The sequence below is a fragment of the Jiangella sp. DSM 45060 genome, from assembly GCF_900105175.1.
Lineage (GTDB): Bacteria > Actinomycetota > Actinomycetes > Jiangellales > Jiangellaceae > Jiangella.
Window position 1 is genome coordinate 5,719,076 of sequence record NZ_LT629771.1, and the last position, 14,327, is coordinate 5,733,402.

Genomic DNA, 14,327 nt, shown 5'->3' on the forward strand with positions numbered 1-14,327 from the left:
GAGCCCGCTGTGGCCGGCAACACGAGAACGAGGACACGGTGACCGACACCCGCAGGGCGCGGCTGCGCGACATCGCCACCGCCCTGGGCGTGTCGGTCAACACCGTCTCACGGGCGCTGGGCGGCAAGGACAGCGTCAGCGAGCACACCCGCGAGCGCATCATCGCCGAGGCCGAGCGCATCGGCTACGTGCCCAACACGCACGCGCGCTCGCTCGTGCTCGGCTCGGCCATGACCATCGGGCTGGTCATCACCAACCCGTCGAACCCGTTCTACGCCCAGCTGATCAACGGCATCGAGCCGCACGGCCGCGGGCGCGGCTACTCGCTGCTGCTCATGGTCACCGACGAGAGCGTCGAGAACGAGCGGCGGGCGGCGGAGTCGCTGCTGCGCTCGGCCGTCGACGGCGCCATCGTCGTGCCGGTGCAGGGCGAAACCGCGCACTGGACGCGGGTGCAGGCGGCCGGCGTGCCGATCGTGTTCGCCAACCGCGACGTGCCCGAGCTGGGCTGCGACTTCGTCGGCATCGACAACGAGCACGGCGCCTACGAGTCCACCCGGCACCTGATCGCGTCCGGAGCCCGGCGCATCCAGGTGCTCGAGGAGGACCTCCCGATCACCACGATCGCCGGGCGCATCGCCGGCTTCCACCTGGCCATGGCCGACGCCGGCCTGCCCAGCTCCGACGCCGACGTCATCTCGGTGCCGACCCGCCGGCACGACTCCGCCGTCCTGCCGTGGCAGCCGGCCGAGGCGTACCGGCTGGCCCGCGAGCTGGTCGCCGGCGACGACCGTCCCGACGCCGTCGTGGCGGGCAACGACTTCTTCGCGCTCGGGCTGTACCGCGCGCTGGCCGAGCGCGGGCTGCGCGCCCCGGGCGACCTCGCGATCGTCGGCTACGGCGACCACCCGTACGCGGCGTACATGGATCCGCCGCTGACGACGGTGCACCTGCCGGCCCGCCGCATCGGCGAGACCGCCGTCGACCTGCTGCTGCGCCGTCTGCGCGACGGCGCCGACGCCGCGCCGCGCAAGCAGCGGCTGACGCCCGAGCTGGTCGTCCGCGCCTCCACGTGAACGGACCCGCCGGCTGCGCGCCGGCGGGTCCGTCAGTCCGTCTCCCGGGTCAGTACACCTCGGCGGCCTCGCCGGTGACCGACACCTCGTGGAAGCGGGCCCGGCCGTTGGCCGGCATCTCGAACCCCTCGACGCGCTCGCGGTATGCGACGTTGTTGCCGAGGTCCATCGGGAAGATGCCGACCGCCTGCTCCCAGATCAGCGTCGCGGCCTGCTCGTACAGCGTGGCGCGCTCCTCCGGGTCCAGTGCCGACTTCGCCGCCAGCAGCAGCTGGTCCAGCTCCTCGCTGCAGAACCCGTTGCGGTTCGCCTCGCACGTGTAGAGCCGGCCGAGCGTGTAGTCGGCGTCACCGGTGCCGACGCTGTTGGTCTGCAGGTTCAGGTCCCAGCTCAGCGCGTTGAGGTCGTCGATCCACTGGGCCCGCTCCTTCTCCAGCGGCTCGACCGTGATGCCGACCTCGGCCCAGTGCGACATCAGCGTCTGCGCGAGCGCGCGGATGTTCGCGCCGGACTCGCGCGGCCACTGCAGCGTCGTGCTGAAGCCGTCGGGGTAGCCGGCCTGGGCCAGCAGCTGCCGAGCCAACTCCGGGTCGTACTCGTACGGCTGCTGCTCGCTGGCGCCGAAGACGTCCTGCGGGATCGGGCCGCGCGCCACCGTCGCGGCGTCGCCGAACAGGTCGGCCACGATGGTCTCGACGTCGACGGCGTGCCACATCGCCTGCCGCACCCGCGGGTCGGTGAACGGCTCGCGGCTGGAGTTGAACCACATGAAGTAGTACGTGTAGCTGGGCGACGTCTCGAAGACGATGTCGTCGTTGTCCTGGATCGACGGCGCCTGGTCCGGCGGCACGCCGGTCGTGAGGTCGACCTCGCCCGTCTCCAGCGCGGTCAGGCGGGCGGAGATCTCCGGAATGTAGGTGAACTCCAGCCGGTCCAGTTCCGGCGCGCCGCCCCAGTAGTCCTCGTTCGCGGTCATCACGACCCGCTCGTCGGGCAGGAACTCGTCGAACACGAACGGCCCCGAGCCCACCGGCGCCCGCCAGAAGTCCGCCTCGCCGATGCGGTCGGCCGGGCCGACGAACAGCAGCGAGACGGTGCTGATCACGGTGCCCAGTGGCTGCGCCGTCCGGATGGTCACGGTGTGCTCGTCGGTCGCCTCGATCGCCGCGACGCCCGCCCACAGCGGCGCGAGCGGCCCGTTCAGCTCGATCAGCCGCTCCGCCGACGCCTTGACGTCGGCCGCCGTGAGCGGGGTCCCATCGTGGAACGTGACGTCGTCGCGCAGGTGGAAGACCCAGGTCAGGTCGTCGGGGTTCTCCCACGACTCGGCCAGGACCGGGACGAACTCGCCGTCCTCCAGGCGGACCAGCGGGTCGAGCAGGTGCTGGACGATCTCTTGGACGCCCTCCTCGGCGGACTGCTCGCCGTGCGGGTCGAGCGAGACCGGCGCCACACTTGGCGCGACGCGGAGCACCTGGTCACCACCGCCCCCGGCCGCGCCCTCGTCGTCGTCCCCTCCGCAGGCGGCGAGGGCCACGGCCAGGACGGCCGCGAGCCCCAGTGCCAGCGGACGGTGTGCCCGGCTGCGCATCATGGCTTCTCCAATGTGTAGGTGACGACCACCGGCTTGTGGTCGGAGGGCGCGACGCCCTCGTGGAAGAACTCGACGACCTCGGCGCAGCGCGGCCGCAGCGGACCGCGGTGGAACTGCCAGTCGATCGCCTTGGCGACTGGCTCCGGTGCGGCCCAGCCGGGGCGGGGGCCGGTGCCGGGGCCCGGCAGCGGCACGACCGGGTGCGTGATCGGCGAGCTGCGGCCCAGCGCCGCGAACGCGTCGGCGAACCCGGCCTCGCGCAGCACCCACAACGGCCGCGCGTAGTCGTTGACGTCGGCGGTGAAGATGCACGGCCCGTCGCCGGCCAGCCGGTCCAGCGCGGCGACGATGTTGCGGGCCTGCCCGACCCGCGGACTCACGTCGTCGGCGCGCTCCTGCGGATGGCCGGGCCAGGTCAGGTGGGCCGTGGCGTAGACGAACGCGCGAGTCTGTCGGTGCCCGCCCGTAGGGTGGGGGCCCTCCCGGCCGGGCGGGGTGTCACTCCCGGCGAACGCGACGTCATCCGGGCCGAGCGAGGCGTCGGTGGCGCCGAGCGAGCGAGTCTGTCGGTGCCCGCCCGTAGGGTGGGGGCCCTCCCGGCCGGGCGGGGTGTCACTCCCGGCGAACGAAGCGTCGCGCGAGCCGGGCGGGGTGTCACTCCCGGCGAACGCGGCGTCAACCGGCTCTGACGTGGCGCGGGTGCGCAGCCGCACCCAGAAGAGCCGCGCATGCTCGGCCCTGATGCCGACGTCCTCGGCGCCGTGCTCCTCCGGCGTGAACAGGTCGTCGCGCCACCAGAGGTTGCTCTGCGTGCTCCAGCCCGGGAACGGGTCGTCCACCCGGCGGTGACCAGGCAGGGCGGCGTCGATGAGCTCGCGCAGGCGCGGCGTCAGCTCCTGGACGGACAGCAGGTCGGGCGGGCGGACCTCGAACAGCGACCGCAGCGCCGGCACGCGCGCGTCCAGGTGGTGGCCGCCCCAGAGGTTGCAGGTCATCGACACGAACGTGGTCACGCGGTCCTCCTCGCGGCAGCGACGTCATCGTCCGCCGCGGCCGGCCCGGCGGCCGCCAAGGCCTGTCCGAGCGGATCGTGGTTGTAGCCGGCCAGCCGCCGCGCGAGCGTCGCCCCGTCCGGCCCGACCAGGACGGACAGCTCGGTCACCGAGCAGTTGCCGGGCGGCTCGAGCAGGGCGTGGCCGCCGGCCGGCAACCCCATGGCCGCGGCGACGGCGACCCGGATCGGCCCGCCGTGGGTGAAGACCAACGCGACCGGCTCGGCGGCGAGCCGACCGGCCAGCTCCCGCAGCGCAGCGTCGACCCGGGCGGTCAGTTGGGCGAACGTCTCGCCGCCGCCGCGCGGGAGGTCCTCGCCGCGGCGGATCGCGGCGATCTGCTCGGGGTACGCGGCCGCCACCTCGGCGGTGGTGCGGCCGCTCCACTCGCCGTTGTCGATCTCGCGCAGCCGCGGGTCGGTGACGACGGCGGACGGAGCGAGGTCCAGGTAGGCGGCGGCGGTCTCGGTGACCCGCGGGAGGTCGCTGACAGCGACGGCGCCGACCCGCGGGTGGTGGTCGCGCAGCCACCGCGCGACCGTCGCCGCCTGGTCGCGGCCGCGGCCGGACAGTCCCGGCCCGAGCTGCCCCTGGATGCGGCCCTCCGCGTTCCACGTCGATTCGCCATGCCGGATCAGCACCAGACGCACCCGGCGGGCGCCGTCCACCGCCGGCTCGTCGACCTGCCATCTCGCGTTCACCGGCTCAGGGTCGGGCACCCCGCCACGGCCGGGCAACGCGGTTCCGCCCTGTGCAACCGCGTTGCCCCGGCGGCCCACTGAGCAGCAGGGTGGCCGGCGCCGGACCACACGAGAGGTGACCAGCATGCTGCGTTCCACCCGCCGAGCGGCGGCCCTGCTCACCGCGGCGATCCTCGCCGCCAGCGCGGGCGTGGCCACGCCCGCGGCGGGGAGCGCCCGCCCGGACGTCCTCGTCAGCGAGGTCGCCGCCGGCGGCCCGGGCGGCGCCGACGACGCCTTCATCGAGCTGACGAATTACGGCGACGCGCCCGCCGACCTCGACGCCTGGCGCGTCTACCACTGCGGCGCCAGCGGCAGCCGCGGCGCCAGCCCGCTGGTGCCGGCGCTGGCGGGGGTGACGTTGGCGCCCGGCGAGACGTTCCTGCTGGCGCACCGCTCGTCCAGCCTGGCCGCGACGGCGGACGCGGTGTTCGGCACGTCGCTGGCCGACGACGCGATGGGCGTGTGGCTGGAGGACGGCGACGCCCGGCTGGTCGACCGGATCGCCGTGTCACCGGCGTCGCGCGACAGCATCTGCGGCCCGCCGGTGCCGAGCACGCTGGACTTCGCCCGCGGCCAGTCCTACCAGCGGGTCGGCGCGACCGGCGACGTGGGCGCCGACTTCGTCCGGGCCGCGCGCACGCCGAGCGCCGCCAACGCCGAGCGGCCGGACCCCGGCGTCCAGCGCGGCGACGTGCTGGTCGGCGAGCTGGCGAACGGCGGCCCGGGCGGCGACGCCGACGAGTTCGTGGCGCTGGAGAACACCGGCGCCGAGCCGGTGGACGTCGGCGGCTGGCGGCTCTCGGTGTGCACGACGCTCGGGGCGCGGCAGACCGCGGGGCTGCTCGCGCAGGTCCCGGCCGGGACGACGCTGCCGCCCGGCGAGCGGCTGCTGGTGGCGCACGAGTCCGCGCAGGTGCAGGAAGACGGCGCCGTCGTGCGCTACCCGGACCCGGCGCTGGCCGAGGACGGTTTCGGTGTGCTGGTGGAGGACGCCGCGGGCACCGTGGTCGACGCCGTCGGCGTGTACGAGTCCGACGCCGTCCACGAGCCCGCCGTCGACAGCGCCTGCACGCAGGGGACGGCGCTGCCGGACCGGCTGGACTACCGGTCCGGCCAGACCTACCGGCGCGTCGCGGACACCGGCGACAACGCCGCCGACTTCGCCGTCACGGCCCCCGGCCCGGAGCAGAACCGGGCCGCCGGCATCCGCGTCAGCGAGTTCTCGCACGACCCCGCCGCGCCGTTCGTCGAGCTGGTCAACGACGGCGACCGGCCCGCCGACCTCACCGGCTGGACCGTCGACCGCTGCCTCGCGAACGGGCGCCGGGCGCTGGAGCCGGTGACGGTCCTCGACGGCGTCGCCATCGCGCCGGGTGCCACGCACGTCGTCCCGCTCACCGGCACGCCGCCGGACGAGGACGGCTACGGGTTCTCCGTGCACGACGCCGACGGCCGGCTGGTCGACCGCGCCGGCGCATACTTCGCGCTCTACAGCCCATGCACCGACGGCGTCTCGCTGGTGCCGTTCCTCGACATCGCGTCCGGCGAGACGCACCAGCGGTTCCAGGACACCGGCGACAACGTCGCCGACTTCGTCCGGGCGCCGGCCTCGCCCGGCGCGATCCCCGCCGGCCTGCACGACCCGGCGGACATCCCGGCCGAGGAACTGGAGCCCGCCGACGTGGCCCCCTCGCCGCGGCCGCTGCCGCCGACGCCGCTGACGCCGTCCGACGGGGCGGACGACGTGGCCGGCGACGCCGTCCTGTCGGCGCGGGCCGCGCACACCACCGGAGAGCCCGCCGACGTCACGTTCCGCGGCGGTCCGCGGCTGCCGGTGGTCGAGAACGTCGCCGCCGTGTTCACCGGCGTCAGCCCGACGGCGCCGCCGTCCGAGCTGACGCTGCCCGGCGAGGAGCGGCACCGCGCCGCCGGCCTCGTCCGTGGAGAGGACACCGAGCCACTGGTCACCGAGGCGACCGAGGGCTTCCCGTACCAGCGGTTCGAGCTGACCGTCGCCGACGACGCGCCCGCCACGTTCGACGTCGTCTGGACCGGCCGGTCGACCGGCGCCAGCGAGCTGCAGCTCTACGTCTGGAACCACCGGTCGGGCGCTTGGCAGCTGCTGGACGCCGGCACCGGATCGGTCACCCTGACCGGCACGGTCGACGCCGCGACGGCGGTCCGCGGCCGCCGCGTCAGCGTCCTCGTCCAGGACGGCCCGGCGACGCGACCCGCGTTCACCGGCGCCGCCGACCGCTCCTTCGAGGACCCGGCCGACTACGACTTCGCGATCGGCGTGCTCCCGGACCCGCAACAGCTCACCGAGCAGTTCCGCGACGTCCACGCCGACCAGGTGTCGTGGCTGGTGCGCAATGCGGAAGCGCGCAAGATCGAGTACACCGCGCACGTCGGCGACATCGTGCAGAACTGGATGTGGGGCACGCACCTGGAGCGCCGAGCCCGCGACGAGTGGGGGTTCGCGTCGGACCTCATGGGCGTGCTGGAGGATGCCGGCATGCCGTACGGCATCCTGCCGGGCAACCACGACAACAAGTGGGGCCGCGACTCCGGCCTGTTCAACGAGTACTTCCCGCCGGAGCGGTTCGACACCAGCCCCTGGTACGGCGGCTCCTGGCGGCCCGGCGACAACATCAGCCACTACGACACACTGGAGATCGACGGCGCGCCGTTCCTCGTGCTGAACATCGGCTTCGTGGCGTACCCGGACCGCGACGAGACGCTGGACTGGGCCGCGTCCGTCGTCGCCGCGCACCCGGAGCACAACGTGATCGTCACGACGCATGAGTACCTCAACCGCGATGCCGTGCCGACCACGCCGGAGAACGACCGCTGGACGTCGTTGGGCGAGCGGATCTGGCGGCAGGTCGTCCACCCGTACGACAACGTGTTCCTCGTGCTCAGCGGCCACGTCAACGGCGTGGCCCAGGCCGTCAGGCACGAGGACGACGGCCGCGTCGTGACCGAGCTGCTGGCCAACTACCAGGGCTACCAGGCCGACGGTCTGCAGGACACCGGCTTCCTGCGGCTGCTGCAGTTCGACCTCGACAGCAAGACGATGTCGGTCAACACGTACTCGCCGTCGCGCGACGAGCACAATGCCGGCGAGTACTACGTGGCCGGCCCCTACGGCGACGAGGCGGACGAGTTCGTCGTCCCGGCCGATATCGGCGACGTCTACGACAAGCGGGTCGAGACCACCGGGTTCGCGCTGGCCTCGCTGGACGGGCTGGGGACGGCGTCCGCCGACGACGGCGCAACGGCCGAGCTGGCCTGGACCGACCTGGCCACCGGGCGCCGGTACGTGTGGTTCGCCGAGGCGGCCGACTCCGCCGGCCGGTCCGCGCGGTCGCCGCTGTCGAGCTTCGCGACGGCCGGCCGATGAGCGGGGACCGGCCGAACATCGTCGTCGTCACGGCCGACGACCTGGCGATCTGGGCCGTGGGGTGTTACGGCAACGCCGAGATCCGCACGCCGCACGTCGACGCGCTCGCTCGCGGCGGCACCCGGTTCACCGAGTTCTACTGCACCTCGCCGGTCTGTTCGCCGTCCCGCGCGTCGATGCTGACCGGCCGCATCCCGTCGGCGCACGGCGTGCACGACTGGATCCGCGGCGGCAACGGCCACGACGAGCCGGGCATCGGCTACCTCGACGGGCTGACCAGCTATCCGCGGCTGCTCGCCGACGCCGGGTACACGTGCGGCATCAGCGGCAAGTGGCACCTGGGCGACAGCCCCGTCCCGCAGCAGGGCTATCAGCACTGGTTCGTCCACCCCAGCGGCGGCGGCCGCTACCACGACGCCGTCATGTACCGCGACGGCCGCAAGGTCAGCACGGAGGGCTACCTCACCGACGTCATCACCGACGACGCCACCGGCTTCCTCCGCGCGCGGGCCGGCGACGGGTCGCCGTTCCTGCTCAACGTGAACTACACCGCGCCGCACAGCCCGTGGGTCGACCAGCACCCGCCCGACCTCGTCGACTCCTACGCCGGGTGCGCCTTCGAGAGCTGCCCGCAGGAGACCCGGCACCCGTGGATCGAGCAGCACCCGATCGAGCTGGACAACACCGAGCAGAACGCCGACCCCGCGCGCGGCCCCGTCACGATCCGTGACCACCTGCAGGGCTACTTCGCCGCCGTCACGGCCCTCGACCGCGGCGTCGGCCGGATCGTCGCCGAGTTGCGCGCACTGGGCCTGGAGGAGCGCACGCTGCTGCTCGTCACCAGCGACAACGGCTTCAACTGCGGCCACCACGGCATCTGGGGGAAGGGCAACGCGACATTCCCGCAGAACATGTACGACTCGTCGGTCAAGGTGCCGATGATCGCGTCGATGCCCGGCCGCGTCCCGGTGGCCGAGGTCGACGCCATGCTCAGCGGGTACGACCTGCTGCCGACGCTGCTGGAGGTCGCCGGGCTGGCCGAGCTGACCCCGGCCGGGCTCCCGGGGCAGAGCTTCGCCGCCGAGCTGGCCGGCCGGCCCGCGGGAGCCGACCGGCCGGTCGTCGTGTACGACGAGTTCGGCCCGACCCGGATGATCCGCACCCGCGACACCAAGTACGTCCACCGCTACCCGTACGGACCGCACGAGCTGTACGACCTCGTGCGCGACCCGGGCGAGCGGATCAACCTGCTGGCCGACGAGCGGGTGCTGGACCGCGACGAGCCGGACCGCCAAGCGCGCGCCGCCGAGCTGCGGACACTGCTCGAGCGGTGGTTCGACCGCTACGCCGACCCACGCCGCGACGGCCGGGTGCAGGCGGTGACCGGACGGGGCCAGGTACGGCCGGTCGGCGAGCCCGGCGCCGAGGCGTTCCACCCGTTCGAGGCGCGCAAGCAGCTGGACGCCGCCTACCGCGACCCGTCGCCCTGACGCAGGCTCTCGAAGCCCGCGATCAAGGTGGTCAGGGTGAAGTCGAGGCGCGACTCCATCGTGACGGGGCCGTCGGCGAGCGCGGCGGCGAGGACGGGGTGGTCGGCGCCGACGGCGGAGGCGTCGACGGCCGGTTGCGCCTGCTCGCCGGCGTAGGCGAGGTGCTGGCCGACGACGGCGCCGGCGACCGCGTAGATCAGGTGCAGCGCCGTCCGCGGAGCGAACCCGGCGTCGCGGAGTACGCCTAGCGACTGCTCGAGGATCGCCAGCGTCCGCGGCGTGACCGCGGTCCGCGTCGCGAACAGCAGTACGGCGCCGGGATGCTCGGTGAGGCCGCGGTGCAGGTCGGCGGCGTGTCCGGCGACGACGTCCTGCCAGCCGGCCGACTCGAGCGGCGGGCGCAGCGACTCGGCCAGCACGTACTCGACGATGGCGTCCTCGAGGCCCTGCTTGTTCCGGACGTGGTGGTAGAGCGTCATCGCCTCGACGTCGAGCTCGCGGGCCAGCCTGCGCATGGACAGCGCCTCGACGCCGTCGCGGTCGGCCAGCCGGACGGCGGCGCGGAGCACCTGGTCCCTGGTCAGGCCCGCGTGCTTGCCCTGCACTCGCGATCGGCCCACGGTTGCCTCCTTGCATCACTTACGGCGTAAGACTAGCATCGTCAGCGAGTCATACACCGTAAGAGATAGGAGGGATCGCCATGGCAGTCCGGAACGAAGTGCGCACGAGCCGCTGGCAGAACACGGCGCGCGCGCTGTGGATCGGGACCGGCCTGCAGGTGGTGTGCCTGCTGCTGCCGCTGCTGGACCTGTGGGTCTTCGGCTCGGTGGAGAACCACGTCGAGGCCGCCTACCCCGGCTGGGACGCGAGCGAGGTCGCCAAGGACCGCGACGCGATCGTCGTCGCCGTGCTGATCATCGGCGTGCTGGGGCTGGTGGGCTGGCTGCTCGCGCTGTGGGCGGTGCGGCGCGACCGTGCTGTGCGGGCCACCGTCACCACGCTGTTCGCGCTGGGCCTCACCACGCTGGCCACCATCGCCGGCGCCGGCGGCGACCCCTACGACCAGTACGTCCCGCTCTGGCTGGGAAGCACGATCCTGGTGTTGCTCGCCGTGCCGGGCGGCGCCGCGGTGCTGGCCGCGTGGTTCCGCGATCGTGACGTTCGCTAACGTCACGGGTCGTGACGCTGCCCTATGACGACTGGTTCGGTCCGGACGCCTTCGACGCCACCTACGGCTACGACCTCGATGCCCTGCTGGCGGTGGACGCTCCGGCCGAGCCGGCCGGGTTCGCCGAGTTCTGGACGTCGCTGTACGCGCGTGCGCTGGTGGTCGACACCGCACCGGTCGTCCGACCGGCCGCCCAGCCCGGCTGGCACGACGTGGAGTTCACCTCGCTGGACGGCGTCCGGTTGGGCGGCTGGCTGTGGCTGCCGCCCGGCGACGTGGAGCGCGCCGTCGTCGTCGGGCACGGGTACGGCGGCCGCGCGCAGCCCGACGAGGGCCTCGACCTCCCCGGCACCGCCGTCCTGTTCGCCGCGTCGCGCGGGCTGCCGGAGCGTGGTCTGGTCCCGGGCATCCCGTCGGTCAGCGGCGAGCACGTGCTGCACGGCATCGAGTCGGCCGCGACCTACGTGCACGGCGGCTGCGTCGCCGACGTCTGGTGCGCGGCGTCGGCGCTGCTCGCGCTGCTGCCGTCGCCGCCGTCGCGGGTCGCGTACGCCGGGGGCAGCTTCGGCGGCGGCATCGGCGCGCTGGCGCTGCCGTGGGACGAGCGGTTCGACCGCGGCGCGCTGACGGTGCCCAGCTTCGGCCAGCACGACCTGCGGCTCACCATGCCGTGCACCGGCAGCGGCGAGGCCGTCCGGCTGCACGTCGCCCGGCATCCGGAGGCGCGCGAGGTGCTGCGGTTCTTCGACGCGGCGACGGCGGCGCGGCGGCTGCGCATCCCGATGCTGGTCGCACCGGCGTTGTGGGACCCGTCCGTCCCGCCGCCCGGCCAGTTCGCCGTCCACAACGCGATCCCGGGCGAGAAGGAGCTCGTCGTGCTGCCCGCCGGGCACGCCGAGTACCCCGGCCAGGACGCCGAGGACGAGCGCCGCGGCGCCGCGCTGCGGGCGTTCCTGCTCAGCTGACCTCGAGCACCCAGGGCCGGTGGTCGCGGTCGGGCGGGCGCAGGTCCACATCGAATTCCGCGCCGACGACGTCCGCCAGCGCCGCGACGTCGCGGGGTTCGGCGGGCTCGGCGCAGAGCAGCCGCGCGACCCGGCCGCGGGTCGCCTTCGCGCCGTGCGGCGACGAGGGCACCCGCAGCACCACCCAGCGACCGGCCAGCTCCGGGCCGGGCCGCCACAGCGGCGCGTAACTGCTCGACCGCAGGTCGACGACCACACCGGCGCCCGCCGCGGCCGTCAGCACCGGGCCGAGCCGGGCCCGCCAGTACGCCTCCAACCCCGGCGCCTCCTCCAGGCCGTCGAGGTTCGCGCAGATCGGCAGCCGGTGTGCGGGCACGCGGTCGCCCAGCCGCACCGCGCCCAGCAGCGACGACACGATGACCACCCGGCGCCGGGCGCGGCGCAGCGCCGCCCCCTCCAACGTCGCCGGATCGAACGCGTCGTAGAGCACGCCCTGGTAGAGCCGCGCCGCCGCCACCGTCGGCGCCGTCCGCACCTCCACGTTGCGGGCCACCTCGGCCGCCGCTCCGGCCGGCGCCTCCAGCCGCCGCAGAGCGTCGGGCCGCGCGCTCGTCGCCACCATGCCGTCGAGCACGCGGGCGCGGGCCTCGGTCAGCTCGGGGAACGAGAGCCGCGTGAGGTCGAGGCCGCGGCCCCGGGCCGGCCGGGCCTGCGTCTCCGACGGAGGCAGCACGATCAGCACCGCTTCAGCGTAGGCCCGGCAGCGTTCGCCGAGCGTTCGCCCGCCGGCCACGCGGGCGGCAAGGTTGCGGGAGCAGGCTCCCGGTCATGCGCCGATCCGCCGTCCTCGCCGCCGTCCCGCTCGCCCTCGTGCTCGCGCTGCCGGCCGCCGGCGCTGCGCCCGAGACCGTGACCACCGACAACGAGACTCCGGTGCTGTACGACGACGAGCAGGGCGGGAACGCGTCGGGCGACGACCCGGCGATCTGGGTGCACCCGGGCGACTCCCGCCGTTCGATCGTCGTCGTGACGGCGAAGGAGGGCGGGCTGCGGGTGTACGACCTGGCGTCGCGCGAGCTGCAGTCGCTGCCGGCGACACCCGCACCGCGCGCCGACAGCGTCGACGGGCGGTACAACAACGTCGACATCGCCTACGGGGTCCGCCTCGGCGGTCGCACGGCCGACGTCGCGGTGGTGTCGGACCGGTACAACGACCAGCTGCGCTTCTTCACCGTCGACCCGGCCGGATCGGGCGCCGCGACACCGTTGCGGGAGGTCACCGCGCCGGAGCAGGCGTTCCTGTTCAACCCGGACCGCGCGGCGGTCGGCGAGGAGCAGACGGCGTACGGCGTCGCGGTCTGGCAGCCCGGCACCGGCGAGACCTACGCCGTCGTGACGCAGGAGGGCACGACGACCATCGCGACAGTGCGCCTGACCCCGCGCCGCGACGGCACCGTCGGCTACACCGACGTCGAGCACCTGGACCTTCCGGACCGGTTCCCGCTCCCCGGCGGCGGCACCTGGGTCCCGTGCGAGGAGCCCGGCGTCGCGCCGCAACTGGAGGGCGTCGCCGTCGACCAGCGCACCGGCGTGCTGTACGCGACGCAGGAGGACGTCGGGCTGTGGCGGGTCCCGCTGCCGCTGGGCTCCGGCGGGCCGCGGCTCATCGACACGGTCGCCGACTTCGGCATCGACGACGTGTACGACGAGCAGACCGAGGAGTGCGTGCCGGCCGACCCGGAGCAGCCCGGTCTCGGCGGGCCGAACCTGGTCGCCGACGCCGAGGGCGTGGACGTGTACTACGCACGCGGCCGGGTCGGCTACGTCATCGTCTCCAGCCAGGGCGACGACCGGTTCGCCGTCTACTCGACGCAGGGCCGCAACCGCTCGCTCGGCACCTTCCGGATCGCGGGCGACGGCGTCGACGACGTCAACGGCTCGGACGGGCTGGCCGTCACCAACCGCGTCGTCGGCGACTACCGCGAGGGCCTGCTGGTCACCCACGACGAGCCCGAGACCGGCCCGGACGTCGACCCGGAGCGCGACGCCACGAACTTCTCCTACGTCGACTGGGGCCGGATCGCCGACGCGCTCGGCCTGCTGGTCAGCACCGACGCCGGAAACGACCCGCGGCTGCGCTGACGGGCGGCCGGCGCGCCGCGCGAACGCCGACGCGCCGCACGCAAGCCCGCGGGTCGCGCGCGCCGACGTTGTCGGTGCCCGCCCATAGGGTGGGTGCCCTCCCAGCCGGGCGGGCCATCGAACCCGGCGGGCGTCACATGGGGCGGCCGAACTCGGCGTACACCGTCTCGCCGGTCTCCGACGCCACCAGTGCGGCGGCCAGCCGGCGGGCGATCGACGGGCGGAGGCGAGGGGTCGCAGCGGCCAGGGTCAGGAACTCGACGCCGGCCACCTCGACGGGGTCGGGCACCAACCGGGCGACGGTCGCGGCGTCCAGCACGCCGCCGTCGAACACGAACGCGAGTTGGTCCGGCCACGGCCCGTGCACCGGGATCCAGTCGACGACCAGCGCGCGGCCGATCGGCAGCTCGAGTCCCAGTTCCTCCTGGACCTCGCGCCGGCACGCGGCCAGCGGCGACTCGTCGGTCTCGGCCACGCCGCCGGGGATCTCCAGCGTCGGCTTGTAGGTCGGCCGCAGGAACAGCACCAGCCCGTCCGCGTCGCGCACCAGCGCGCCGCCGGAGACCGACTTGCGCGGCAGCCGCGCGGCGATCCCGGCGTGGAACTCGCGCTCCGGCTCGCCCTCGGCGCGTACGTCATCGTCGAAGCCCGTCACGGGACCAGCATCCCAGTGACACGCGCTAGATTGCTAGCA

Annotated in this window: 12 protein-coding genes; 6 read left to right on the forward strand and 6 right to left on the reverse strand. The window is 74.2% G+C overall.

What is annotated here, in order from left to right; genetic code table 11:
• The first annotated feature begins 38 nt into the window (after positions 1-38).
• A complete protein-coding gene (locus BLU82_RS25515) occupies positions 39-1,076 on the forward strand; it encodes a LacI family DNA-binding transcriptional regulator (RefSeq protein ID WP_092623782.1) in 1,038 nt (345 codons plus the stop codon).
• A 49-nt stretch (positions 1,077-1,125) separates the two neighbouring features.
• On the opposite strand, the gene BLU82_RS25520 is transcribed toward BLU82_RS25515, so the two are convergent.
• Genes BLU82_RS25520 through BLU82_RS25530 form a run of 3 tightly spaced genes read right to left on the reverse strand, consistent with a single transcriptional unit; the run spans position 1,126 to position 4,423 of the window.
• A complete protein-coding gene (locus BLU82_RS25520) occupies positions 1,126-2,670 on the reverse strand; it encodes an ABC transporter substrate-binding protein (protein ID WP_092623783.1) in 1,545 nt (514 codons plus the stop codon).
• Positions 2,667-3,683, reverse strand: coding sequence for an endonuclease/exonuclease/phosphatase family protein (locus tag BLU82_RS25525; protein WP_092623784.1), 1,017 nt, complete (start codon positions 3,681-3,683; stop codon positions 2,667-2,669). Before BLU82_RS25525 ends, BLU82_RS25520 begins: the two co-directional genes overlap by 4 nt.
• Complete coding sequence (locus BLU82_RS25530; protein WP_172885703.1) at positions 3,680-4,423, reverse strand: histidine phosphatase family protein; 744 nt, start codon at positions 4,421-4,423, stop codon at positions 3,680-3,682. The genes BLU82_RS25525 and BLU82_RS25530 overlap by 4 nt, the downstream gene beginning before the upstream one ends.
• Before the next feature lie 124 nt (positions 4,424-4,547).
• Here BLU82_RS25530 and BLU82_RS25535 point away from each other — a divergent pair, with 124 nt between their 5' ends.
• Together BLU82_RS25535 and BLU82_RS25540 are read left to right on the forward strand one after the other, a co-directional pair.
• Positions 4,548-7,868 carry a lamin tail domain-containing protein gene (locus BLU82_RS25535; protein ID WP_172885704.1) on the forward strand — a complete coding sequence of 1,107 codons (3,321 nt, stop codon included), beginning with the start codon at positions 4,548-4,550 and terminating at the stop codon, positions 7,866-7,868.
• Positions 7,865-9,358 carry a sulfatase-like hydrolase/transferase gene (locus BLU82_RS25540; RefSeq protein WP_092626283.1) on the forward strand — a complete coding sequence of 498 codons (1,494 nt, stop codon included), beginning with the start codon at positions 7,865-7,867 and terminating at the stop codon, positions 9,356-9,358. The genes BLU82_RS25535 and BLU82_RS25540 overlap by 4 nt, the downstream gene beginning before the upstream one ends.
• On the opposite strand, the gene BLU82_RS25545 is transcribed toward BLU82_RS25540, so the two are convergent.
• The gene (locus BLU82_RS25545) at positions 9,337-9,978 is read right to left on the reverse strand and encodes a TetR/AcrR family transcriptional regulator C-terminal domain-containing protein (RefSeq protein WP_092623786.1); all 642 of its coding nucleotides are present in this window, start codon (positions 9,976-9,978) and stop codon (positions 9,337-9,339) included. The two genes, BLU82_RS25540 and BLU82_RS25545, sit on opposite strands and share 22 nt — an antisense overlap.
• Before the next feature lie 80 nt (positions 9,979-10,058).
• Here BLU82_RS25545 and BLU82_RS25550 point away from each other — a divergent pair, with 80 nt between their 5' ends.
• On the forward strand, positions 10,059-10,526 hold the full coding sequence (locus tag BLU82_RS25550) for a hypothetical protein (protein WP_092623787.1): 468 nt from the start codon (positions 10,059-10,061) through the stop codon (positions 10,524-10,526).
• An 11-nt stretch (positions 10,527-10,537) separates the two neighbouring features.
• The gene (locus BLU82_RS25555) at positions 10,538-11,491 is read left to right on the forward strand and encodes an acetylxylan esterase (protein ID WP_197682460.1); all 954 of its coding nucleotides are present in this window, start codon (positions 10,538-10,540) and stop codon (positions 11,489-11,491) included.
• Here the strand turns inward: BLU82_RS25555 and BLU82_RS25560 are convergent.
• Entirely contained in the window at positions 11,484-12,233 is a 750-nt protein-coding gene (locus BLU82_RS25560) for a YaaA family protein (RefSeq protein ID WP_092626287.1), read from the reverse strand. The genes BLU82_RS25555 and BLU82_RS25560 overlap by 8 nt on opposite strands.
• Positions 12,234-12,319: 86 nt before the next feature.
• Between BLU82_RS25560 and BLU82_RS25565 the strand changes: the two genes are divergently transcribed.
• Positions 12,320-13,633 (forward strand): phytase, encoded by a 1,314-nt coding sequence (locus BLU82_RS25565; RefSeq protein ID WP_092623788.1) that lies wholly within the window; start codon positions 12,320-12,322, stop codon positions 13,631-13,633.
• Between the two features lie 133 nt (positions 13,634-13,766).
• Here the strand turns inward: BLU82_RS25565 and BLU82_RS25570 are convergent, their stop codons facing one another.
• Entirely contained in the window at positions 13,767-14,288 is a 522-nt protein-coding gene (locus tag BLU82_RS25570) for an NUDIX hydrolase (protein ID WP_092623789.1), read from the reverse strand.
• Positions 14,289-14,327: the final 39 nt, after the last annotated feature.